Consider the following 22,655-nt stretch of genomic DNA (forward strand, 5'->3'; position numbering starts at 1 on the left):
CAGGGACGAGCCCTAGCTGCGCAGACCGAACCAGCGACGCGGCAGCAGCAGCTTCAACGCGCGTTCGGCGCTCTTGCGCCGCAGGCCGGGTTCGCGCAGGCCGCGCCAGATCGGCGCGAGCCATTCGCGTCGCGGACGATCGAGGATCGCGCTGCGCGCGTCGGCCTCGATGCGGTAGATGCGCACGACGCGCGCGGCGAGCGCGCGGCGTTGCGGCGTCAGTTCGGGCAGGCGCGCCAGCGCTGCCTCGATGTCGTCGGCGACGTCGCGATACATGCGCACCGTGCGTTCGTAGCGGCGGCGGAAACGCTGCGGCGTCTCGTCGTGGCGCGCGAACAGCCAGCTGCCGAGACCCTCGGGGTTCTGCCGGTAGTCGACCAGCACGTCGTCCAGGCACAGGCCGCGGCCGAGCAGCGCCGCGCGCAGGGTCAGAATGTTGTCCTCGGCGCTGCCGCGCAGCGGTCCGAAGCGGTCGAACACCTCGCGGCGCAGCGCAAGGCTCGCGCCGAGCAAGGTGACGAGCCGGCCTGCGCGCACGAAATGATCGAGGCCGAACTGCGGCGGCATGTGCCGCACGTTCCGGCGCAGCGGCCGGCCCTGCAGGTCGATCTCGTCGACGGCCGAGCCCAGCGCGTAGACGTCGGGATTCGCGTCGAACGCCGCCAGGGTCGCGGCAACGCGCTGCGGCCGCGCGACGTCGTCGCCGGCCATGATCACGAAGACGCGGCCTTGCGCGAGCGCGAACAGTTCGCTGAGATGCGCCGACACGCCGCGGTTCTGCGCGCACCGGCGCACGATCACGCGATGCGGGCCGGCATAGCCGGCCAGACGGCGCTGCGCGACCGCATAGGTGTCGTCGGGCGAGCAGTCGTCGGAAACGATGATCTCGCAGGGCACGGTCTGCGCGAGCGCCGCGTCGATCGCCGCGACGATGGTGTCGGCCGCGCGGTAGGCGATCAGCAGCACGCTCGCGGCAAAGTCAGGGGTGGTACTCATGCGCTCAGGGGGAAGCGACAGGCGGCGCAGTGTATACGCGCGGCCCGCGGCGCACGAGCCGGCTTGCCGCCGCCGCCGTGCCGGGGCCAGACTGCGGCGCATGACCGCCCTGCCCCTGATCGACAGCCACTGCCATCTCGACGCGCCGGAATTCGACGCCGACCGCGACGCGGTAGTCGCTCGTGCGCGACAGGCCGGCGTCGTCGCGCAGGTCATTCCGGCGATACGCGCGGCGGACTGGCCGGCGCTGGCCGCGCTGTGCGGGCGCGAGCCGGGCCTGCACGCGGCCTACGGCCTGCACCCGCTGTACCTGGCCGAGCACGCCGAGGCGCATCTGCAGGGCCTGCGCGAACGCCTGGCGGCCGGCGGCGCGGTCGCGGTCGGCGAATGCGGTCTCGACTATTTCGTCGAAGGCCTGGATCCCGACACGCAGCGACGTTTCTTCCGCGGCCAGCTCGCGCTCGCGCGCGAGTTCGAGCTGCCGGTGGTCGTGCATGCGCGGCGCGCGGTCGAGGAAGTCATCCATACCTTGCGCGACTACCCGGGCCTGCGCGGCGTCGTGCACAGCTATTCCGGCAGCGAGGAACAGGCGCGCCAGCTCTGCCGCCTGGGCTTCCTGCTCGGCATCGGCGGACCGGTCAGCTATTCGCGCGCGCACCGGCTGCGGCGCATCGTCGCCGAGCTGCCGCTGGAGCATCTGCTGCTGGAGAGCGATGCGCCGGATCAGCCGCCGGCCGCGCAGCGCGGCGAACGCAACGAGCCGGCCAGCATTGCCGCGGTGCTCGACGAGATCGCGGCGCTTCGATCGGAACCGCGCGAGACCATCGCCGCGGCGACCACGGCCAATGCGCGCCGCCTGTTCAATCTCGCAACGGCCTGAGCGGCGGTGCCGGATCCGGCTTCTTCTTCCAGCGCGACAGCAGCAGGGTGACCAGCGCGAGCAGGATCTCGTCGACGAACGGGATCAGATCCGGCACGAGCAGGTCGACGACGAACAAGGTCGCGGTCAGCAGCAGCAGGCGCGGAAAACGCAGGCGCTCCGCAAAGCCGAGCAATGGGCCGAACATCAGCGAACGCAGCGAACCGGTCATGGGCGCAATCCCCGAAAGCAGCGAATCTGCGGCTCGCAGTATGGGGACCGCGGCAGCCGGCACAAGCCTGCGCGCCGCGGCGGACACAGACCGACACGATGCGACGGGTCGGCCGCGCCGGTCAGTCGTCCGCGCGCGCGGCGAGCAGCTTTTCGATGGCCTTGCCGGCCGCGACGAGACCGAAGCTCGCAGTCACGTGCATGGCCGCGCCGAGGCCGCTGCCGCAATCCAGGCGCAGGCTGTCCTCGCCGGCCGGCCGCGTGCCGCAGACGCTGCCGTCGGCCTGCGGATAGCGCACGTTCTCCAGCGAGAACACGGCCGGCACGCCGAAGTAGCGATCGCGGTTGCGCGGAAAATGGAAATCCTGGCGCAGCTTCTTGCGGATCAGCGACAGCAGGGCGTCGTGCTCGGTGCGCGACAGGTCGCGCACCTGGATGCGCGTGGGATCGACCCGGCCGCCGGCCGAACCGACCACGATCAGCGGCAGCTTGCGCCGGCGGCACCAGGCGATGGTCTCGACCTTCACGCGGAAGCTGTCGCAGGCATCCAGCACGAGGTCGTAACCGCGGTCCAGCAGCTCGGCCAGATTGGCCGGGGTCAGAAAATTCGCGACGGTATGCAGACGGACCGCCGGATTGATCGCCCGCACGCGCTCGGCCAGCACGTCGACCTTGGGCCGGCCGTACTGCCCGTCCAGCGCATGCAGCTGGCGGTTGGTGTTGGACACGCAGACATCGTCGGCGTCGATCAGGGTGAGCTCGCCGACACCGCTGCGGGCCAGCGCCTCCACGCTCCAGGAACCCACGCCTCCGACGCCGACGACGGCGACGTGCGCGGCGGCGAGGCGCGCCAGCGCGCCGCGGCCATACAGACGGTCGACGCCGCCGAAGCGGGCCGAAAGAACGGAGTCGGACATTCGGCGGATTCTAGCAGGCACCGTGCGGCCGCCGCGGCGCAATGGCGCGGCGGCCGGTCGCGGATGGCAAGCCTGGCGGGCGTGGACTACCCTTGTGCCCTTTGCCTGCCGGAAACTCCATGCGCGCGTTGCTGATCCTGCTCGCCGGCCTGCTGATCGGCGCCCTCATCGCGTTCAGCGCGGCCAACTCCCTGCACCAGCGCAACGCCTGGGCGCGCGGCGTCATGAACGTGCTGCAGCATCATCTGGGCGAGCTGCGCCGCCTGCAGCGCAGCAGCGACTGCGCCGCCGCGCGCAGCGCCGTGCATTTCCGCCGCCTCGCCGAGACCGCCGCGGACATCACGCCGTCCCACCCGGACCAGAGCGCCGACTTTGCCGAGCAGGCGCGCCGCTTCGTCGAGGCGAGCGGGCGCCGGGCGGCCGAGGCGCCGGCCGACTGCCGCGCTCTGGACGAGGCCCTGCAACAGACCGGCGAGGCCTGCCAGAACTGCCACCGCGACTACCGCTAAGCGCTTGATTTGCTGAAGTGCGACGTCGCCGACGACGGCCCGCGGCCATGCCGGCCGGCACAGCTGTTCACCGCCGCACAGAACGCGCACTCGCCCCATAATCGCGCAATTCCACTAGTATCGAAGCCGTTTCCCAGACCGGGCGCCGCCGATGACGGCGCCATCCGCGGGCGCGCATGAATACGAGTGAGGCCATCCATACCGCCAGCCGCCGCCTGCACGGAATGCCGCGGCTCGTCTGGTGGCAGCTCAAGCGCGTCTGGCGCCGCTTCGAGACCACGATCTTCACGCGCGCCCGCTATTCCGAGCCGAAGATGCGCTGGATGGGCGCGCTCGGCGTGTTCGGCTTTCCGACCTATTACTTCGTCTGGGCCAAGCTGCTGCCGCAGCCGTACGAGAGCCTCGGCCTGCGCCTGTTCGGCTCGCTGCTATTCCTGCCGCTAATGCTGGTCAGCCTCTGGCCCAGCCGCCTGCGCGCCTGGCTGCCGCTGTACTGGTATCTGGCAATGACGTTCGCGCTGCCGTTCTTCTTTTCCTACATGCTGCTGCAGAACGGCGGCACGGTCGCGTGGCTGCTGTCGCACCTGATCTCGGTGTTCCTGATGGTCATGCTGTTCGACATGGGCAGCTTCATCGTGACCGGGCTGATCGGCACCCTGCTCGCGGTGTTCGCCTACATGCTCGCGCCGGCGCAACCGATCGCGAGCGCGGCGCTGCTGGCCTACTCGCCGGTCTGGGCGTTCGCGATCATTTCCGGTTCGGTGTTCAGTATTTCGCACAGCATGAGCAACCAGGCGCGCATCGACGCGATCATCGCCGCGACCAACAACATCGCCCACGAGCTGCGCACGCCGCTGGCCTCGGTGCGCATCGCGACGCAGGCCGTCGACCGCTTCCTGCCGCTGCTGGCCGACTCGCACCGCCGCGCGGTCGAGGCGCGCCTGGACGTGCCGGAGCTGCGCGAATCGCAGCTCGCGCGCCTGTCCAAGGCCATGGAGACCATAGGCCGCGAGGTCGAGCACGCCAACACGGTCATCGACATGCTGCTGGTCGCCGCTCGGCCGATCGGCAACGTGCAGGTCGAGAACGTCTCGGCGCTGGAATGCCTGCACGAAGCGCTCGAACGCTATCCGTTCGGCTCGCAGCACGAGCGCAGCCGCGTCTCGATCGGCACGGCCGAGGACTTCCAGTTCGTCGGCTCGCGCCTGCTGCTGGTCCACGTGCTGTTCAATCTGATAAAAAATGCCTTATTCCACACCGGACGCGCCGGCAAGGGCAGCATCGTGCTCAGCGTTCACGCCGACGCAGGAGGCCAACGTGTCGTATGCCACGACAGCGGACCGGGCATTCCGCCCGACGTGCTGCAGCACATCTTCGAACGCTTCTATTCGAGCGCGACCGACTACAGCACCGGCCTCGGCGTCGGCCTGTCGTTCGTGCGACTGGCGCTGGAACGCATGGGCGCGACGATAATCTGCCGCTCCACGTACGGCGAGTTCACCGAATTCACGATCGTATTCCCCGATCTCCTGCGGAGGGACAACTGATGCAGCCCGGCGCCGCGACGATCCCGCCCTTCTATTTCCCGACCACGACGGTACTCGTCGACGATCACGAGGAATACCTCGACGTCGTGCCGCTGATGCTCGATCCGATGCTCCACCTGCGGCCGTTCAGCTCGCCGCGCATGGCCCTGGCCGCGCTCGGCAGCGCCGGCAGCCGGCCCGTGCCCGGCGGCGGCTGGCTCTACCGCTGGAAGGACCGACCCTCGCAGACGCAGGAGCTGCTGGCCCTTGATGTGGACTCCATACACCGCATTGTTTACGACCCCGAGCGCTTTTCCGAAGTGTCCGTGCTCGTGGTCGACTACTTCATGCCCGAGATGGACGGCGTCTCGTTTTGCAAGCGCCTCAACAATCCACTGATCGGCAAGATCCTGCTGACCGGCCGCGCCGAGGATTCGGTCGCGATCGAGGCATTCAATTCCGGTGTGATCGACCGCTTCATCCGCAAGAGCGATCCGCAGGCCATGGCCAAGCTGCAGGTCGCGATCCGCGAGCTGCAGCAGCGCTATTTCGAGCGCGCCGGCGCATTCGTCGCCGAGGCGCTGGCCATGGGCCGTTTCGGCTTCCTGCGCGATCCGGCGTTCCGCGCCGTGTTCGACTCGGTCGTCGCGACGTTCCAGCCGATCGAGTCCTACGTCGTCTGCAATCCGACCGGCGTGCTCATGCTCGATGCCTGGGGCGTAGGCCGTTTTCTGCTGGTGCAAACCGACGACGATCTGCGCGAGCAGCACGACGTCGCCGAAGACCGCGGAGCACCGGACACGGTGCTGCGCGCGCTGCGTTCCGGCAGCTCCCTGCCCTGGTTCTGGTCCAGCGGCGGCTTCTACAGTCCGCAGATCGCCGATCCGGCGGCGAACCTGTTCCCGGCCACGCCGATACGCGGCGAAACCTGCTATTACTTCAGCCTGATCGATCATCTGGAACCGTTGCAGCTGGCTCACGTCAAGTCGTACCGGAACTGGCTGCGCGAGCAGGACAACGTCGACGTCCCGCCACGGGCGGGATGATCCAGCGGCACCGCGAAACCTCTCGATTCCGACCGGCCCAGGGCCGGGCCGGTCGTCCCGCTGCGGGAGCCACCGCAGCCAGCCAGGGAACGGCTTGGTCTATAACTCCCGTGAGAGGTTTGCAGTCATGAGTATTTCCTTCCCGTCAGTCGTCACTCCTTCTTTCCCGCAACTGCGGCCGGCTCCGGCGCCGGAACTGCCGGAATTCGCGCGCCAGCGCGTCGAGCGCTTCCACAACGAACGCGTCCAGGCCGGCTGGGGCGGACGCCACATCCTGCGCGGCCTGCGGCCCGGCGCGGATGCGCTGCACCTGCAGAGCAACGACTATCTCGCGCTCGCGCGCCATCCCGATATCGTCGAGGCGCAGCACGCCGCACTGGACGCCGCCGGCAACGGCGCGATGATGTCGAGCCTGTTCATGCAGCAGGACGACGATCCGCTGCATCTGCTCGAGCGCGAACTCGCGCTGGCCCTCGGCAGCGAGGAAACCATCCTGTGCCAGTCCGGCTACGTCGCGAACGTCGGCCTCGTGCAGAGCCTGGCCGGCGAGCGCACGCCGGTCTACATCGACATGCTCGCCCACACCTCGCTCTGGGAAGGCATACGTGCGGCCGGCGCGCAGGCCGTGCCGGTCTACCACAACGATCCGGAATACCTCGAGCGCCAGGTGCTGCGCCACGGTCCAGGCATCGTGCTCGTCGATTCGGTCTACAGCACGAACGGCAGCCTCTGTCCGCTGACCGAGTTCGCCGCGATCACGCAGCGCCACGGCTGCATCTTCGTCGTCGACGAATCGCATTCGCTGGGCACCCATGGCGTGCACGGCGAAGGACTCGTCGCGAGCCTGGGCCTGGGCGACCGCGTGCATTTCGTGACCGCGAGCCTGGCCAAGGCCTATTGCTCGCGCGCGGGCCTGATCAGCTGCAGCCGGCGTTTCAAGCCGTATTTCGCGTTCGAGTCGCTGCCGGCGATCTTCTCCTCGGCGCTGCTGCCGCAGGAGCTCGCGAGCATCGACGCCGCCCACCGCGTGATCCAGCGCGAAGGCTGGCGCCGCGCGCGCCTGCAGCACGTCACGCGGCGCGTGCGCGAATCGCTGCTGGAGCTCGGCTATCCGATACGCGAGGGCAGCGAGCAGATCATCGCGCTGGAAGTCGGCAGCGAAGCGGCCGTCATGCGCGTGCGCGACCAGTTCGAGGCGGAAAACGTGTTCGGCGCGATCTTCTGCGCGCCGGCCACGGCCAAGAACCGCGCCTTGCTGCGCCTGACCCTGCACGCCGGCCTCGACGACGCGGCCGTGGCCCGGCTCGTCGACGCCTGCGCACGGCTGCGCGACAAGGTCGGTCTCGACGAATGGAGCGCGACGCGACGCGAACGGCGCCACGCGGCCAAGCCGGAGCTGCTGGCCGGCGTCGCCTGATCCAGCGACGGCGCAACACCGGAAAGGCGGCCGCAAGGCCGCCTTTTTCGTGCGCCGGACCGGTCAGTGCTCGGGCAGCGGAATGAACTCGGTCTCGCCGGGCACCGGCGGAAAGCGCCGTTCGCGCCAGGCATCCTTGGCCGCCTCGATGCGCTCGCGCGTGGTCGCGACGAAGTTCCACCATAGATGCCGCGGCCCATCCAGCGGTTCGCCGCCGACCAGTGCGATGCGGCTGTCCGCGGTCGCGCGAAAGCGCGCGGCACCGGGCGGCAGCACGGCGAACTCGTTGCGCGCGACCGGCTGGCCGTCGACCTCGACGCTGCCGTCGACGACGTAGAGCGCACGTTCCGGATAGTCGGCCTCGATCGCGTGCTCGGCGCCGGCCTGCGCGTCGACGAGCACGTACAGGGTCGGCGACGGCGCGGCCACCGGCGACTCGGCGCCGTAGGCGCGGCCGATCAGCAGATGCAGCGCGGCGCCGGGGCGCTGCAGCCGCGGCAGACCGGCGCCGGCGTAATGGCGGAACCACGGTTCCGATTCTTCCTGCGCCTGCGGCAAGGCGACCCAGGTCTGCAGGCCGTGCAGGAACTGGCCCTGCGCATGTGCCTGGTCGGTGCCGCGCTCGGAATGCACGATGCCGCGGCCGGCGCTCATGAGATTGACGTCGCCCGGACGGATCTCCTGCACGGTGCCGAGGCTGTCGCGGTGCACCATGCGGCCGGCCAGCAGGTAGGTGATCGTGGCCAGGCCGATGTGCGGATGCGGCCGCACGTCGGTGCTGTCGCCCGGAGCGACCTGCTGCGGACCGAACTCGTCGAAGAACACGAACGGGCCGACCGAACGCGCGAGCCGGTGCGGCAGCGCGCGGCGCACGATGAAGCCGCCGCCGAGATCGTGGAGACGCGGTTCGATACGGATCACGGTGTCGCTCATCGGCGCCTCCGGCGGCAGCTCATGGCCAATAAAAAACGCCACGAATCGCTTCGTGGCGTTCGGATTCCCCTGGCAACGCGTGTCGCGGTCAGACCGGGCTGACTTCGTCGGCCTGCAGGCCCTTCTGGCCCTGCACGACCTTGAAGCTGACCTTCTGGCCTTCCTGCAGACTCTTGAATCCGGTTCCGGTGATTGCGCGGAAGTGCACGAAGACGTCCTGGCCATTCTCACGCGCAATGAAGCCAAACCCCTTGGCATCGTTGAACCACTTAACGGTACCAACCTCACGATCCGACATGAAACGCTCTCCCAAGCTTGAAACATAGACGGCATGCCGTCGGCTTACTGGTTGCAGGGCTCGAGACAAAGCGATGAAGCGGATCGACCGATCGGCTGGCATCGGGTCAGACGTTCAGACCGTGCAAACACAGCCGGGCCAGTCTACTCAAGCTTTTTAACAAAATCGACAGTGACTGAACGGCGGCCGACCGGGTCGTCGGCCCGGACCGGCTGGGCTACCATCCGGCCATGCCCGCCTCCTCCGCTGCGCCGGTCCCGGCGCCCGAATCCCTGCGCGTCGCCAGCGGCGACGGCCACGATGCCCAGCTGCTGCTCGCGTCGGCGGCGAATTCCGGTCCCTTCGGCCTGCTCTGGCTGCCGGCCCTCGGCGTGTCGGCGCGCAAGTACCGCCACTTCGCCGCGGCGCTTGCCGAGCGCGGCTGCCCGGTCGCACTGCACGAATGGCGCGGACACGAATCGAGCAACCGCCGCGCGGCGCGCGGCTGCGACTGGGGCTACGCCGAACTGCTGCGCGACGTGGCCGCCTCGCGCGCCGCACTGGTCGCGGCATTTCCGGACCGGCGCTGGATACTCGGCGGCCACAGCCTCGGCGCACAGCTCGCGGCGCTGGCGCTCGCGCGCGACCCGGCCGACTACGCCGGCTACCTGCTCGTCGGCAGCGGCCATCCCTGGTGGCGCACGTTTCCGGGCTGGCACAAGGCCGGCCTGCTGGTCGCGCCGGTCTGGTTCCGCGCGCTCGCCGCGCTCTGCGGCTATTTCCCGGGCGAGCGCACGGGCTTCGCCGGCCGCGAGGCACGCGGCGTCATGCAGGACTGGGCCGCGAGCGCACGCAGCGGCGACTATCGTCCGGCGCGCGTCGACTTCGACGCCGAAGCGCGCCTGCGCGATCTGGAGCTGCCGGCCCTGGCCCTGCGCCTGCGCAGCGACGCCTATGCGCCGCCGGCCTCGCTGGAGCATCTGCTGGCCAAGTTGCCGCGGCTGCAGCTGCGCCGCGACACGATCGGCGACGACGAATTCAGCGGCGGCCGCGCCGGTCACTTCGACTGGATGCGCGAGCCCGAACCCGTGGCGCGGCGCGTGATGGAGTGGCTGGCCGGAATGCGTTGACCTGCGCGGCGCTCAGACAGCGCCACGTGCCGCCGTCGGGTTCGAGCGCCTCAGGCGACGACGACCGGGATCTTGCCGATGCGCGCCTGCCATTCCTTCGGGCCGGTCTCGTGCACCGAGCTGCCGCGGCTGTCGACGGCGACCGTGACCGGCATGTCCCTGACCTCGAACTCGTAGATCGCCTCCATGCCGAGGTCCTCGAACGCGAGCACGCGCGCGGCCTTGATCGCCTTGGAAACGAGGTAGGCCGCGCCGCCGACGGCCATCAGGTAGACGGCCTTGTTGTCGCGGATCGCCTCGATCGCGGCCGGGCCGCGCTCGGACTTGCCGACCATGCCGAGCAGGCCGGTCTGCTCGAGCATCTGCCGCGTGAACTTGTCCATACGCGTGGCCGTGGTCGGACCGGCCGGACCGACGACCTCGTCGCGGACCGGATCGACCGGGCCGACGTAGTAGATGAAGCGGTTGTTGAAATCCACGGGCAGTTTTTCACCGCGGTTCAACATGTCGGTCATGCGCTTGTGCGCCGCGTCGCGACCGGTCAGCAGCTTGCCGTTGAGCAGGACGACCTCGCCGGGCTTCCAGCTCGCGACCTCCTCGCGCGTGACCGTGTCGAGGTTCACGCGGCGGCCCTTGGACGCGTCGTAGGTCAGCTGCGGCCAGTCCTCGAGCGAGGGCGGTTCCAGCGCGACCGGACCGGAGCCGTCAAGCACGAAATGCGCGTGGCGCGTCGCCGCGCAGTTCGGAATCATCGCGACCGGCAGGTTCGCCGCATGCGTCGGATAGTCGAGCACCTTGACGTCGAGCACCGTCGTCAGCCCGCCCAACCCTTGCGCGCCGATGCCGAGCGCGTTGACCTTGTCGTAGAGCTCGATGCGCAGTTCCTCGGCCCGCGTGCGCGGCCCGCGCGCGATGAGGTCCTGGATGTCGATCGGCTCCATCAGGGCCTCTTTCGCCAGCAGCATGGCCTTTTCCGCGGTGCCGCCGATGCCGATGCCGAGCATGCCCGGCGGACACCAGCCCGCGCCCATCGTCGGCACGGTCTTGAGCACCCAGTCGACGATGGAGTCGGACGGGTTGAGCATCGCGAACTTGGACTTGGCTTCCGAACCGCCGCCCTTGGCCGCAACGGTGACTTCGACCTCGTCGCCGGGCACGATGCGCATGTTGACCACGGCCGGCGTGTTGTCGCGCGTGTTGCTGCGCCTGCCGGCCGGATCGGCCAGCACCGAGGCGCGCAGCTTGTTGTCCGGATGGTTGTAGGCGCGGCGCACGCCTTCGTTGACCATGTCCTCGACGCTGAGGGTCGCGTCCCAGCGCACGTTCATGCCGATGTTCAGGAACACCGTCACGATGCCGGTGTCCTGGCAGATCGGCCGGTGGCCTTCGGCGCAGAGGCGCGAGTTGATCAGGATCTGCGCCATCGCGTCGCGCGCGGCCGGCGACTCTTCGCGCTCGTAGGCGGCGGCGAGATTCCGGATGTAGTCGACCGGGTGGTAGTACGAGATGTACTGCAGCGCATCGGCGATGCTCTGGATGAAGTCTTCCTGCTGGATCGTGCTCACGGTCGCTGGCGTTGGCTGACGAAAAGACGTCCATTGTAAGCCAGCCTCCGGGTCGGCGTGACCGCTCGTGCCGAGACCTTGGTCTGCCCCGGCGCGGACCTGTGCGGCTCCGGGGCGTCCAGTCGGACGCTACCCCTGCGCGCTGAACGTGAGAACGAGAAAACCGACAGCAAGCACGTGGATCAGCACGGACAGGAGGCTCAACGCTGTCGCGAGGCGGCGATCGGTCATGTCGAGCGCCGGAAAATCGGCGCGACGGCGCAGCCTGGACACGAAGGTAAAAAAGCGGCCGACCGGCGACGGCCGGCCGAGTTCACGGTAGAGCTGCGGATGACGCGATTGCAGCCTGGCGACGAGGACACCGCGCAGCACATGACTCAGCACGATGCCGAAAACCCCGAGCCAGAAAAGGACGTTGCTGAGCATGGGTCGCGAATCGCAACGAGGAGCTGCCGATAGCTGGATCATACACATGCATGCCCGTTGGTCCGCACGGCACCGCGCCGTGCTGCGCGCCGATGAAGCGCGATGCGGATCCCGAGCCCGCCGGCTGCGACGTCTACTCGCTTGCAAAAGTGAGCCCGGGTCGAACCCGGGCTCATTGCACGCGTCAACGCCGATCGTGGGTCAGTTGCCGCCGATCAGGCTGACCCAGGCCAGGCCCTGCTGCCGCAACGGACGCAAGCCGGCCAGGCTCGCGCGCTCGGGACGTTCTCCGCTGAGCTGGGACGCGGCGCCGCCGGCCAGGCGCAGATAGCCGTCGGCGGCATCGGCGCCGGCAGCCTGCCAGGCGAATTCGATCGCGTTGCGGGTCGGGTCGACGGCGAACCACGCGCTGCGCTCAGCCAGCCCGTTCGCGTCGCGCAGCACGCTGCGCAGCATGACCTGGCCGTCGAAGCGCGCGAGCTCCAGCGCGAACAGTCCGGCGCCGCGGCCGTCGACCCCGCCGACCACCGCGACCGGCTTCAGGCCGAGACCCGAAAGCAGTTGCGGATCGACGCGCAGGCGGCCCGTGACGTAGCCGTTCGCACTGCCGGCGTCCGCCGGAACGAACATCGCCGGCGCATTCTCGAAACCGTCCTCGAACAACACGATGACGTCGTCGTCGGTCGCCGTGTTATTGGCCGTATCGGGGTCGCCGGCGACCGTCGCAGTGACGGTGTTGGCGATGCGCCCGTCGAGACTGCCCGGCAGCACGGTGGCCGAGTAGACATAGGACACCTGGCTGCCTGCCGGCAAAGTCGCCGCATCGTGCAGCGTGTTGCCGCTGCCCGAAGCGCAGGTCGCGCCGCCGGACGGCACGCAGGTCCAGGAACCGTTGCCGAGACCGTCCGGCAGCACGTCGTCGACGACGGCGCTGGCGCTCAACGGACTCTTTGCGTTCGTGACCGTGATGACGTAGTCCAGCGAATCGCCGATGCGCACGAACTCGCGGTCGTCGCTGATGCTGACGGCCACATCGGGCAGCGGCGCAATGGTGTCGACGTCGGTCGCCGTGTCGTTAGCCGCATCGGTGTCGCGTTCGCCGTTGCCGACGGCGATGGACGCGACGTTGGTCAAGGTGCCTGCCGCGTCCGGCGAGACCGTGCAGCTGGCGGTATAGGTCAGCGTACCGCCGGACTCGATGCTGCCGGTGTCGACGATATCGCCGCTGCCGCCGGCCGCGCCGCAGCTGCCGCTGCCTGCCGCGCAGGTCCAGCTGCAGCCGGTCAAGGCCGCCGGGAACGTGTCGCTGACCGTCGTCGTCGCCGTGTTCGGACCGCCGTTGGTCGCGACGATCGTGTAGGTGACGGCCGCGCCCGGATACGCCGTCGTGCCGCCGTCGGTCTTCGTGATGACTGCGTCGACGAGACGGACCAGCGCATCGGTGTCGGTGGCCGAGTTGTCGGCCGGCGTCGGATCGATGAAGCCGGCCGGCAGGGCGACCGTCGCGCTATTGCCGACCGAGCTCGCCGCGCTGGCGGCGGCGACGGCGCATTGCTGCGTGTATATGACCGTCGCGCCCGCGGGCAGGCTCGGCACGTCCGACAGGACACCCGTGCCCGAGGCCGCACCGCAGCCAGCGCCGCCGGCCGCGGCGCAAGTCCAGTCGCCGCAGGCCAGGTCGGCGCCGGGAACGTCGTCGACAGTGGCTGCAGCGACCGCGACAGTGCCGGGATTCGTGACCGTGATCGTATACGTCGCGGTCTCGCCGGTTTCGACTTGCGTCGCGCCGTCGGTCTTGCTGATGCGCAGATCCGCAGCCGTGCCGCCGCCGGCTTCGGCCAGCGTGAACGAGCCGAACGCGGCGATGCCGGCGATGGTGCCCGTGTTCAAGGTGGTGTCGAGAGTGCCGCCGAGATCGCTGAAGACGGTCGGCGGGTTCGGCGTGCCGTCGTAGAGATGCAGATCGGCTTCCGTCACCCCGATCGGCACGTCAGTGTCGAGATAGCCGAAGGTCAGATCGGCCGTCGTGCCGGCCGATGCGCCGATGCGCCAGTGACGCGCGATCGCCTTGTCCGCCGGCGCGAAATTGGGCATGACGGCCTGCACGGCCGTGCCTTCGAGCGTCACCGGGAAGGCGGCGGCCGTGACGTTGACGACGACCGGCGAATACCCGTTGGCCGTGCCGAGTTCCAGCGTCTTTGACGCCGCCGTATTCAGCACCTTGACGAGGTTGCCGTCGACGTAGCCGGCGGTCCGCGCGGTCGTCGCGGCAGCGATGAGGCCGAGCCTGGAAGCGCCGGTGACGATGCGGCCGTTGGTCAGGCTGAGCGTGGTTCGCACGGTGAGGTCGCCGCCGCCGATCGTCAGCGCATGGGTAGCATCGTCATCGTCATAGCGCAGGCCTTCCACGGTGCGCAGCGGGTTGATTTCCGTCCCGGTGGTCCACGGAGCCGTCGTGCGCAGATACAGCACGGACTGCGTGCCGGTGCTGAAATCGAAATTCGGCGTGACGTCGAAGCTGCCGCCGGCCGTCGGCGTCGTGACGCCGCCGATCTGCACCGTCGCCGGACCGAGGCTGCCGCCGCGCAGGGTCAGCTTGTTCGCGTTGACGAAGCGGCCGCTGAAGAAATTGACCCGGTTGGCGATGATCCCGCTGGCGGCCGGATCGATCGTGAAATCGAGATCGTTCTGCAGGCTCAGGCTGACCATCGGCGCGGTCACGGTTCCGCTGCCCTGATACCGCACGTTGGTCGCGGGGCGGAACAGGATGAACTGGGTGCCGCTGCCGCTGCTGTTCAACGTGCCGTCGTTCGTGATCGTGTCGCCGTAGAACAGGAACGCACTGGTGCCGGTACTGAACGTACCTCCGGCCTTGATCGTGAGATTGCGCGTCAGGTTGTTGTAGACCGCCGGCAGGAGCATCGCCACCGAATGATTGCCCGAGGCCGTGTCCACGACGACGTCCGGCAGCACGCCGACCGCCGTGAAGGCCTTGGCCGCGCCGGACGCCGCATTGCCGAACTGCACGGTGCCGCCGGTGACACTCGCAGGACCGGCGCCGGCCTGGTTGCGGTAATCGCGCGGCGTGCCCGAGGTATTCGCCAGCTGTACGACGACCGTGCCGCCGCTGATGGCGATCGTCGAGGACGTGTTCTGCCCGAGGTCGTAGGAGGCGAGGGTCGACGACGCATTGCCGGCCGTGTTCACGGTGATCGTGCCGCCGCTCTGCGTGTAGCTGATCAGATTGCCGCCGAGGCTGACGCCGAAGCGGCCGGCGGTGTTGACCGCGCCGCCGTCGATCGTGATCGCGGAACCGGCGCCGAAACCGAGCGAGTTGCCGCTGGCCGTGCCGACGTTATAGGTGCCCTGGCTGATGCGCAGGCGGCCGTTGACCGTCGGCGAGCCGTTCTGCGCGACGACGGTCGCGTTCGGATTGTCGAGCCAGAAGCCCGCACTTGCCGGCACGATATAGCCGGCCGGCGCAAACAGGCGGCTGGTCAGCGGGAAGCTCCCGGACAGCTTGAACGTGCCGTTGATCAGGGTCACGAACGCGGCGACGTCGGTTGCGACACCCTGTACCGTGAAGTTGGCCGCATCGAGCACAAGCACGCTGGTCGTGCCCGTGCTCTTGTTGATCGTGAGGGTGCGCACGTCGGTCGTCGCCCCGCTGCCGCCGAAACGGTTGTTCTCGCGGCCGACGAATGTGATGCCGGCCGCGGCCGCGTTCGCGTTCGTGCTGAAATCCAGCGTACCGTCGTTGATCAGATCGGCGCCGGCCGTCAGCATGTGCGTCGCGACCGCGCCGGTCGCCGGCGTGTCGAAGACGCCGGCGTTGACGATGGGGCCGTCGACGACGAGCGTGCGTGCGGTCGCGGAATCCCAGCGCAGGACAGCGCCGTTCGCGATGCTCACCGAATAGGCAACGGCGGCCGTATCGATGACGACGGTCGCGCCGGCGCCGATCGTCACGGCGTCGTTGGGTGTCGGCACCGCGCCGCCGGCCCAGGTCAGCGGACTGCTCCAGTTGCCGCCGACGGCGGTCGAACTCACGCTGCCGGCCGCCACTGTCGCCTGCACTCCCGTCAGCGGCACGCTGGCGGTGCCCTCGCCGATCGCGACGACTTGCCAGAAATAATTGGTCACGGCCTGCAGGCCCGTGGCATCGAACGAAGTCGCGTTCTGCAGTGCCGTGCCGAACGCGGTGTAGTTGACGCCGTCGGACGAGCGATAGATCGCGTAACTGAGCTCGTTGCCCGAATCCGTCCAGTTCAAGGTCATCGAACCCGGGCCGATGCTGCTGAACGTCAGGTCGGCCGGCGACGCCGTCACCGGCGGCGGCGTGAACGTCATCGTGCGGCGCGAACCGTTCGCGGCCGAGGTCAGCACCGTGATCGCGCCGGCCGTGTAGAGGTTGTTGGTCGCCGTGGCCGACGCGCCGTCGAACGCGGGTTCGCCGGCCTGGGGCGCCGCGACCGAACCGACGGCGCCGGCGACGTTGGACGAGGAGAATCCGATCTGCGGATCGTTGGAATCGACATCGGACGCGCCGGCCGCGCTCAAGCTCATGCGGCCGTAGACGAAGTCGATGACGCCGGTGCTTTCGTGCAGTTGCACCTGATAGGTCAGGTCCGCGGTGCCGCCGGCATTGAAATTCGATTGGGTGTTCAGCCATTCGACGATCAGGGTGCGCGACGGCGCGCTGCCGCCGACGCGGTAATGCACCTTGCCGTCGCCGAGATGCGTGCGCTGGTCGGCGCCGTAGGCCGTGATGATTGGCAAGCCGGCCTGGGCCAGCGGCTGGTGCGGCGAGCCGGCCTGCGCCGGCGCGCCGAGGCGCAGGACGCCGTTGTCGTTGACCGAGAACTGGGTGTAGCGCGCGCCCTGGAAAACGAATTCGAAGCCGATGCCGGTCAAGGTCGACGCCGCGTCGTCGACGTTGGCGGCGAGCAGCTGCGTCGTGCCGCTGCTCATGTCCGCCAGCGAACCCGTCGTCGTCGTCGTGAACGCGTAGTTGCTCGCGACGCTCGGCGCGACCGGCAGCGCCATCGGCTCCGCCGCCTCGTCGGCGACCGTGGTCTTGATCGCCGCCGACGTCACCGCCTCGACACCGGCGACCGTGCCCGCCTGCGCCGCCGCCGCGGCGAGCACGAGCGCCGGGCCGGCGAGCCATGAAAGCCTGTTGTTCATGCGAACCCCCTGTTCCATTTTTCATTTGTCGAATCACTGCACGATGGCCCGGACCACGACGGTCCGCGCCGCAGGCAGCGTCTACGCGAGTGCCGGAAAGATTCGGAAACGGCGCAGCGGCGCCGGCGCCGCTGCGCCGTGCGGATGCGGGCATTCGCGCGCTGCGAGCGACGCGACGGTGCGCCGCTGCCGACGAGCGGCAGCGGTGAGCGCGGCGAAGGGATTCCGGACGACGCGCAGCGGCGCCCGGGCACACCCGGACCCCGGCTGCCGGAATCCCGCCGACGGCCCCCGAACACGATGCGGATCCCCCTGAAGAACGGCACCGAAAACCACGATTTTTGCGCCACGCGACGAACTGGACAGGCAGCGGCGCGGCGCATCCCCACATGCGTTCGCACGGACGTGCGAAGATCGCGCATTCGTAACACACCGTCCGGCCGCGTACCAGCCGCGATTCGCGGCGAATGCGGCATTTTTCCGTCCGCCGCGGCCGCTCCGGCCGGCCCCCTCTTTTCAGCCGCGCCGGACTGGCGCAGCATGCGCTGCCGCACGCGCGACGGCTGCGGGCGGCGCACCGATCCCACTACGGAGAATCCCATGACACAGGGAGAAAGCCCGGCGCCGGCCAGTCGTTTCGGCGCCATCCTGCGCGACCTCGGCAGCTCGATCGGCGACCTGCTCGGCGGCGGCAGGCTCGAACCCGAACAGGCGGTCTCGGTGGAAGTCGCGTTCGGCCTGCTCGGCTATCTGGCCGGCGTGGACAGCATCGTGACTTCGCACGAGGCCGAGTTCGTCAACCAGCTCATGGACGACCTGCAACTGTCGACGCGCGCCCGCGACCTGGCGCAACAGGCCTTCACGCGCGGACGCAAGCGCGAAATCGAGGTCGACGCCGAACTCGACCGCTTCCTGGCCACGTATCCGCGCGGCGGCACCGAAGCACGCCGGCTGCACGATGCGCTCTATCGCCTCGCCGCCGCCGACGGCCGCCTGCAACCGCGCGAGAAGGCTTTTCTCGATTCGGTGACGGCCAAGTTGGTGTGAGTGGGGCCGGGAATCGGGAATCGTAGGAGCAACGGCGAGAAACCTTCCCCCTGATTGGGAAGGCGCGGGTGGGGATGGTTTCGCCGCACGGACCGGCGACTTAGGGCTTCGACTCGACGGCTTTCCCGATTCCCGGCTCAATATTACGTCCCGCTCAACCCCGCCAATTGCCCCATGAACTGGCGGTAGTAGCGCAGCTCCGCTACCGAATCGCGCGTGTCGGACAGGGCCGTGTGGGCGGAATCCTTGACGAGGCCGCGGGCGATCTCGGGCGCCCAGCGCCGGGCGAGTTCCTTGATCGTGGAAACATCCAGATTGCGATAATGGAAAAACCGCTCCAGCCGCGGCGCGAGCCGGTGCAGGAAGCGGCGGTCCTGGCAGATCGAATTGCCGCACATCGGCGACTTGCCGGCCGGCACCCAGCGGGCGAGGAAGTCGACGGTCAGCGCCTCGGCGACGCCGAGGTCGACGGTGGAGTCGAGCACGCGCTGCCAGAGGCCGGACTTGCGGTGCTGATTGCGGTTCCAGTCGTCCATGGCCTCGAGCCGCTCCGGCGGATGGCGGATCGCGAACTCGGGCCCCTCGGCCAGCACGTTGAGCTCGCGGTCGGTGACCAGGGTGGCGATTTCCAGGATGGAATCGCGATCCGGGTCCAGGCCGGTCATCTCCAGATCGATCCAGATCAGATTGTCCTCGTGCGGCTGGGCCATCGTCCCTGCTCTCCTCGGCGTCGTTGCGGAAACCCGACATGGTAGTACCCGGATCGCTCCCCGGCCAATTTGCGCCCCTCTGCCCCGGCGTATACCCTGGGCCGGCGGCGCAGGCCGGCCGGGGGGAAACGCCGTCGGGGAACGGGACAGCGGCGTCCGGCGCGATACGTGCAAGCGGATTTGCTGCCGTGGATCGTGGAGCCCTGCTGTCGAAGGGCGGCCGACGCCGGCCTGACGGCGCGGCGGGTTGTGGGATCGCGGCCGGACAGGACGAGCCATCGGGATCCGTCCGACGCGCGTCCCGGCTACAGGGGTGGGGGAATGGACCGGGTATTGCTGCTGGAGTCCTCGGCGACACGTCGGCGAGCCGTGCGCTCGTTGCTGACGCCCAAGGGCTACGACGTCACCGAGGCGACCGACTACGCCCAGGCGCTGGAAGTGCTGCGCCGCCAGGGCGAGACGGTCAGCGCGCTGCGCGCGATCGTGCTCGGCTGGCCCGAGTTCGCCGACAGCCTGGCCGACGAGCTGTTCGCGCTGCTGCGGCGCGAGGAATTCGAGCACCTGGCGGTGCTGCTGCTGGCCGACAGCAGCGACGCCGGCGCGGTCAACTGGATGATGAAGCGGCCAAGCACGGCGCTGCTGCTCTGGTCCGACTACAGCGAATGCGCCGAGGCGCTGGCCAAGCTGCTCGCGCCGGCGACGCGGCTGCAGGATCTCGATCTCGGCGGCCAGTCGCATCTGCGCATCCTGTTCGTCGACGACTCGGCGACCGTGCGCACGGCGTTCCGCCGCCTGCTCATGAAGCAGGGCTATGTCGTGGAGACCGCCAACGATGTCGAGGACGGCTGGGCCAAGGCCCAGTCCATGCCGTTCGACATCGCCATCATCGACTACTTCATGCCCGGCGATCCCGGGCCGGTGCTGGTGCGCCGGCTCAAGGACGATCCGCGCACGGCCGGCGTGCTGACGGCCACGATCACCGGCACCTATTCCGACCGCGTCATCAACGAGTCCCTGGCTGCCGGCGCGCTGGAATGCCTGTTCAAGAGCGAGGCGCGCGAGCTGTTCCTCGCGCGCCTCGGCTCGCTCGCGCGCGCCGTGCAGGACCGCCAGTCGGTCGACGCGGAGCGGCGCCGCCTGCAGAGCATCCTGTCCTCGGTCGGCGACGGCGTCTACGGCGTCGATGCGCGCGGCCTCGTGCAGTTCGTCAATCCGGCCGCGCTGGACATGCTCGGCTACGACCATACCGACGAGCTGATCGGCCGCAGCGCGCACGAACTGTTCCATTACGCGTTCGAGGACGGCACGCCGACGACGCCGGCCACCTGCTTCCTGTCCCAGGCCTACGCCCAGGGCAGCCAGGTACCGGGCTGGCAGTCGGTGTTCTGGACCCGCGCGGACCGGCCGATGCCGGTGGAATGCACGGTCTATCCGCTGAACCTCGACGGCCGCCGCGAAGGCTCCGTCGTCGCGTTTCGCGACATTTCCACGCGGCGCATGCTCGAGGAGGAACTGCGCTGGCAGGCCAGCCACGACGCGCTGACCAAGCTCAAGAACCGCGCCTGGTTCGAGACCCAGCTCGAGCAGGAGGTCGCGCGGCTCAAGCGCACCGAGCAGGTCTCGATGCTGCTGTTCCTCGACCTGGACCGCTTCAAGTACATCAACGACACGGCCGGCCACACCGCCGGCGACCAGCTCCTCGTCGACATGAGCCGACGCCTGTCCACGCGCCTGCGCGGCTCGGACCATCTCGCGCGCATGGGCGGCGACGAATACGCGGTGATCCTGCGCAACGTCGGTCCCGACCGCATCAACGCGATCGCCGACGACTTCCGCCGCGCGATCGTCGGCTCGCCGTTCGTCTACGGCGGCAAGAGCTATCGCGTCGGCGTCAGCATCGGCGTGGCCGTGCTCGACCAGCACACGCCCTCGCGCACCGAGGCCATGGCCAACGCCGACATCGCGCTGCACATGGCCAAGCGCCACGGCCGCAACCAGGTGCACGTGTTCGCCGAAGACGCCGAGCAGCGCACCCTCATGGACCTGGAGCTCGGCTGGAGCGCGCGGCTGGAGGAAGCCCTGCGCCTGGACCAGTTCGTGCTGTGCTTCCAGCCGATACTGCCGCTGCGCCAGATCGACTGCGACAGCCTGCCCGAGCAGCAGGGTGCGCTGTGGACGCGGCACCTGCGCCGCAACCTGCAGCAGCGCGCCTTCTATGAGGCGCTGATCCGGCTGCGCAACGCCGACGGCAGCCTCGTCGCGCCGTCGGCCTTCCTGCCGGCCGCCGAACGCTTCAGCCTGATCGGCGAGATCGACCGCTGGGTCATCCGCAACGCGCTGCGCGCGCTGCGCGAGGTGTCGCCGCAGGATCCGCCGGTCGGCATATCGATCAACCTGTCGGCCCAATCCATCGGCCAGGCCGATCTTGCGCGCTTCATCACCGACCGGCTCGTCGAGTACAACGTCGATCCGCGCGCGGTCGCGTTCGAGATCACCGAGACCGGCGCGCTGAACAATCTCGAGGCCGCGCGCAACCTGATCACCGAGCTGCGCAGCTTCGGCTGCCGCTTCGCGCTCGACGATTTCGGCGTCGGCTTCTCCTCGTTCACGCACCTGAAGCACCTGGACGTCGACATGCTCAAGATCGACGGCTCGTTCACGCAGGGCCTGCTCAGCGATCCGGTCGACCTGGCCGTGATCACGGCGATCACGAGCATCGCCCACTCCATCGGCAAGATCACCGTGGCCGAATACGTGGACCGGCCCGAGATCCTGCGCGCGCTGCGCAACTGCGGCGTCGACTACGCGCAGGGCTTCTACGTCGGCCGGCCCAAGGCCGGTTTGCGCGCGGCCGGCGGCCAGCTCGAGATCGTCGGCGGCAACGAGGCGGCGACGGGCTGAGCATCGTGCCCTGCGGCATCGCGGCAATTGTGTAACGCCGGCGACCGCCGCTAGGCTGCGCCCATGCCGTTCCTGCGCCGTCCCTCCTCGCTGCTGCGCCTGCTCCTGCTGCTGGCCATCCTGATCGGCAGCGTCGTGCGGCCCGCGCTCGCGCTGGCCGGCGCGCTGCATCGCGACATGCACGACCTCGCCCATGCGGCAGCCCTGCACGCACCGGGCGACCTGGCTGCCGTGCCGGCCGACGATGCCGAGGAGCACGCGCCGGCGCAGGGCTGGCACGCGCTGCTGCATCTCGACCTGTGCTGCGGCACTGCCGCGCTGACCGGCGTCGCGCCCGCTCTGATTCCGCCCGCGGCGCTGTGCGCGGTCCTGCCCTATCGCCCGCGCGCATTCGCGCCGGCGCCCGACAGCGACCCTCTGCGTCCGCCGATTCGCGCCTGAGCCGTACCGGCCCCGCGGCCGGTTCCTCATTCCCGAATCCCGGAGCTTCCCATGTACCTGCGAACGGCGGCCGCGGCCGCCCTGCTCGCTGCGTGCGGCGTCGCCGTCGACGCGCGCGCGGACAGCGAGCTCGCGCTCGAGGCGGCGTTTGCCCGCGTCGAAGCGTTTCATCCCGACCTGAAGATGTTCCGCCAGACCGCCGCCGGCCTCGCCTCCGAGGTGGACCGTGCGGCGCAGAAACCGCCGCTGACCGTCGGCGCCGAGCTCGAGAACGCGTTCGGCAACGGCGCCGCGGCCGGCGTCGGCGGCGCCGAGCTCAGTCTCAATCTGGCCTCGGTGCTCGAACGCGGCGACAAGCGTGCTGCGCGCACGGCACTGGCCCGCTCGCGCCTAGACGCGGTGGACAATGCGCGCGCGATCAAGCGCCTGGACCTGCTGGCCGAGGTCGCGCGGCGCTATCTCGACGTGGTCGCGGCGCAGGCGCTCGCGCGCATCGCCGAGCTCGACCGCGAGCAGCGCGCACGCACGGCCGAGGCG

The 22,655-nt window shown here is 69.3% G+C and carries 18 protein-coding genes and 1 pseudogene; 10 read left to right on the top strand and 9 right to left on the bottom strand.

Features of this window, described 5'->3' with window-relative positions; all coding sequences use genetic code 11:
* Positions 1–12: 12 nt before the first annotated feature.
* Entirely contained in the window at positions 13–996 is a 984-nt protein-coding gene (locus NON22_RS02080; protein WP_257385237.1) for a glycosyltransferase family 2 protein, read from the bottom strand.
* 100 nt (positions 997–1,096) lie between these two features.
* Here NON22_RS02080 and NON22_RS02085 point away from each other — a divergent pair, with 100 nt between their 5' ends.
* Positions 1,097–1,876 (top strand): TatD family hydrolase, encoded by a 780-nt coding sequence (locus NON22_RS02085; RefSeq protein ID WP_257385238.1) that lies wholly within the window; start codon positions 1,097–1,099, stop codon positions 1,874–1,876.
* Here NON22_RS02085 and NON22_RS02090 read toward each other — a convergent pair.
* Both NON22_RS02090 and tcdA read right to left on the bottom strand, forming a co-directional pair.
* Positions 1,857–2,087, bottom strand: a complete 231-nt coding sequence (locus NON22_RS02090; protein ID WP_257385239.1) for a DUF6116 family protein — start codon at positions 2,085–2,087, stop codon at positions 1,857–1,859. The genes NON22_RS02085 and NON22_RS02090 overlap by 20 nt on opposite strands.
* A 121-nt stretch (positions 2,088–2,208) precedes the next feature.
* Entirely contained in the window at positions 2,209–3,003 is a 795-nt protein-coding gene (tcdA, locus tag NON22_RS02095; protein WP_257385240.1) for a tRNA cyclic N6-threonylcarbamoyladenosine(37) synthase TcdA, read from the bottom strand.
* 119 nt (positions 3,004–3,122) lie between these two features.
* Here tcdA and NON22_RS02100 point away from each other — a divergent pair, with 119 nt between their 5' ends.
* The 4 genes from NON22_RS02100 (at position 3,123) to cqsA (ending at position 7,501) form a co-directional block, all read left to right on the top strand.
* Complete coding sequence (locus tag NON22_RS02100; RefSeq protein ID WP_257385241.1) at positions 3,123–3,512, top strand: cytochrome c; 390 nt, start codon at positions 3,123–3,125, stop codon at positions 3,510–3,512.
* Positions 3,513–3,688: 176 nt separating this feature from the next.
* Positions 3,689–5,059, top strand: a complete 1,371-nt coding sequence (locus NON22_RS02105) for a sensor histidine kinase (RefSeq protein ID WP_257385242.1) — start codon at positions 3,689–3,691, stop codon at positions 5,057–5,059.
* Positions 5,059–6,084: a response regulator gene (locus NON22_RS02110; RefSeq protein ID WP_257385243.1), complete on the top strand. Its 1,026-nt coding sequence runs from the start codon at positions 5,059–5,061 to the stop codon at positions 6,082–6,084. The genes NON22_RS02105 and NON22_RS02110 overlap by 1 nt, the downstream gene beginning before the upstream one ends.
* A 127-nt stretch (positions 6,085–6,211) precedes the next feature.
* Positions 6,212–7,501 carry an alpha-hydroxyketone-type quorum-sensing autoinducer synthase gene (cqsA, locus tag NON22_RS02115; RefSeq protein ID WP_257385244.1) on the top strand — a complete coding sequence of 430 codons (1,290 nt, stop codon included), beginning with the start codon at positions 6,212–6,214 and terminating at the stop codon, positions 7,499–7,501.
* 63 nt (positions 7,502–7,564) lie between these two features.
* On the opposite strand, the gene NON22_RS02120 is transcribed toward cqsA, so the two are convergent.
* Both NON22_RS02120 and NON22_RS02125 read right to left on the bottom strand, forming a co-directional pair.
* Entirely contained in the window at positions 7,565–8,434 is an 870-nt protein-coding gene (locus NON22_RS02120) for a pirin family protein (RefSeq protein WP_257385245.1), read from the bottom strand.
* A gap of 88 nt (positions 8,435–8,522) precedes the next feature.
* Positions 8,523–8,732 (bottom strand): cold-shock protein, encoded by a 210-nt coding sequence (locus NON22_RS02125; RefSeq protein WP_257385246.1) that lies wholly within the window; start codon positions 8,730–8,732, stop codon positions 8,523–8,525.
* Between the two features lie 230 nt (positions 8,733–8,962).
* Between NON22_RS02125 and NON22_RS02130 the strand changes: the two genes are divergently transcribed.
* Positions 8,963–9,841 carry an alpha/beta hydrolase family protein gene (locus NON22_RS02130; RefSeq protein WP_257385247.1) on the top strand — a complete coding sequence of 293 codons (879 nt, stop codon included), beginning with the start codon at positions 8,963–8,965 and terminating at the stop codon, positions 9,839–9,841.
* 50 nt (positions 9,842–9,891) lie between these two features.
* Here the strand turns inward: NON22_RS02130 and NON22_RS02135 are convergent, their stop codons facing one another.
* From NON22_RS02135 to NON22_RS02145, 3 genes are all read right to left on the bottom strand, one after another.
* Complete coding sequence (locus NON22_RS02135) at positions 9,892–11,406, bottom strand: fumarate hydratase (RefSeq protein WP_257385248.1); 1,515 nt, start codon at positions 11,404–11,406, stop codon at positions 9,892–9,894.
* Between the two features lie 129 nt (positions 11,407–11,535).
* Positions 11,536–11,832, bottom strand: coding sequence for a hypothetical protein (locus tag NON22_RS02140; protein WP_257385249.1), 297 nt, complete (start codon positions 11,830–11,832; stop codon positions 11,536–11,538).
* Between the two features lie 201 nt (positions 11,833–12,033).
* Complete coding sequence (locus tag NON22_RS02145; RefSeq protein WP_257385250.1) at positions 12,034–17,019, bottom strand: beta strand repeat-containing protein; 4,986 nt, start codon at positions 17,017–17,019, stop codon at positions 12,034–12,036.
* 144 nt (positions 17,020–17,163) lie between these two features.
* Between NON22_RS02145 and NON22_RS02150 the strand changes: the two genes are divergently transcribed.
* On the top strand, positions 17,164–18,066 hold the full coding sequence (locus NON22_RS02150) for a TerB family tellurite resistance protein (RefSeq protein ID WP_257385251.1): 903 nt from the start codon (positions 17,164–17,166) through the stop codon (positions 18,064–18,066).
* Positions 18,067–18,209: 143 nt separating this feature from the next.
* Here the strand turns inward: NON22_RS02150 and orn are convergent, their stop codons facing one another.
* Positions 18,210–18,776: an oligoribonuclease gene (gene orn / locus NON22_RS02155; RefSeq protein ID WP_257385252.1), complete on the bottom strand. Its 567-nt coding sequence runs from the start codon at positions 18,774–18,776 to the stop codon at positions 18,210–18,212.
* A gap of 321 nt (positions 18,777–19,097) precedes the next feature.
* Here orn and NON22_RS02160 point away from each other — a divergent pair, with 321 nt between their 5' ends.
* The 3 genes and pseudogenes from NON22_RS02160 to NON22_RS02170 form a co-directional block, all read left to right on the top strand.
* The gene (locus NON22_RS02160; protein WP_257385253.1) at positions 19,098–21,677 is read left to right on the top strand and encodes a GGDEF/EAL domain-containing response regulator; all 2,580 of its coding nucleotides are present in this window, start codon (positions 19,098–19,100) and stop codon (positions 21,675–21,677) included.
* A 63-nt stretch (positions 21,678–21,740) separates the two neighbouring features.
* Positions 21,741–22,118: a hypothetical protein gene (locus tag NON22_RS02165; protein ID WP_257385254.1), complete on the top strand. Its 378-nt coding sequence runs from the start codon at positions 21,741–21,743 to the stop codon at positions 22,116–22,118.
* 51 nt (positions 22,119–22,169) lie between these two features.
* A pseudogene (locus NON22_RS02170) lies at positions 22,170–22,655 on the top strand (TolC family protein); the annotation flags it as partial.

Origin of the sequence: Tahibacter caeni (assembly GCF_024609805.1) — a bacterium.
Lineage (GTDB): Bacteria > Pseudomonadota > Gammaproteobacteria > Xanthomonadales > Rhodanobacteraceae > Tahibacter > Tahibacter caeni.

Excerpts from the sequence above, each read along its gene's own strand:
- NON22_RS02080 (WP_257385237.1), bottom strand. The coding sequence starts at position 996 with ATGAGTACCACCCCTGACTTTGCCGCGAGCGTGCTGCTGATCGCCTAC.
- NON22_RS02085 (WP_257385238.1), top strand. The coding sequence starts at position 1,097 with ATGACCGCCCTGCCCCTGATCGACAGCCACTGCCATCTCGACGCGCCG.
- NON22_RS02090 (WP_257385239.1), bottom strand. The coding sequence starts at position 2,087 with ATGACCGGTTCGCTGCGTTCGCTGATGTTCGGCCCATTGCTCGGCTTT.
- tcdA (WP_257385240.1), bottom strand. The coding sequence starts at position 3,003 with ATGTCCGACTCCGTTCTTTCGGCCCGCTTCGGCGGCGTCGACCGTCTG.
- NON22_RS02100 (WP_257385241.1), top strand. The coding sequence starts at position 3,123 with ATGCGCGCGTTGCTGATCCTGCTCGCCGGCCTGCTGATCGGCGCCCTC.
- NON22_RS02105 (WP_257385242.1), top strand. The coding sequence starts at position 3,689 with ATGAATACGAGTGAGGCCATCCATACCGCCAGCCGCCGCCTGCACGGA.
- NON22_RS02110 (WP_257385243.1), top strand. The coding sequence starts at position 5,059 with ATGCAGCCCGGCGCCGCGACGATCCCGCCCTTCTATTTCCCGACCACG.
- cqsA (WP_257385244.1), top strand. The coding sequence starts at position 6,212 with ATGAGTATTTCCTTCCCGTCAGTCGTCACTCCTTCTTTCCCGCAACTG.
- NON22_RS02120 (WP_257385245.1), bottom strand. The coding sequence starts at position 8,434 with ATGAGCGACACCGTGATCCGTATCGAACCGCGTCTCCACGATCTCGGC.
- NON22_RS02125 (WP_257385246.1), bottom strand. The coding sequence starts at position 8,732 with ATGTCGGATCGTGAGGTTGGTACCGTTAAGTGGTTCAACGATGCCAAG.
- NON22_RS02130 (WP_257385247.1), top strand. The coding sequence starts at position 8,963 with ATGCCCGCCTCCTCCGCTGCGCCGGTCCCGGCGCCCGAATCCCTGCGC.
- NON22_RS02140 (WP_257385249.1), bottom strand. The coding sequence starts at position 11,832 with ATGCTCAGCAACGTCCTTTTCTGGCTCGGGGTTTTCGGCATCGTGCTG.
- NON22_RS02145 (WP_257385250.1), bottom strand. The coding sequence starts at position 17,019 with ATGAACAACAGGCTTTCATGGCTCGCCGGCCCGGCGCTCGTGCTCGCC.
- NON22_RS02150 (WP_257385251.1), top strand. The coding sequence starts at position 17,164 with ATGCGGGCATTCGCGCGCTGCGAGCGACGCGACGGTGCGCCGCTGCCG.
- orn (WP_257385252.1), bottom strand. The coding sequence starts at position 18,776 with ATGGCCCAGCCGCACGAGGACAATCTGATCTGGATCGATCTGGAGATG.
- NON22_RS02160 (WP_257385253.1), top strand. The coding sequence starts at position 19,098 with ATGGACCGGGTATTGCTGCTGGAGTCCTCGGCGACACGTCGGCGAGCC.
- NON22_RS02165 (WP_257385254.1), top strand. The coding sequence starts at position 21,741 with ATGCCGTTCCTGCGCCGTCCCTCCTCGCTGCTGCGCCTGCTCCTGCTG.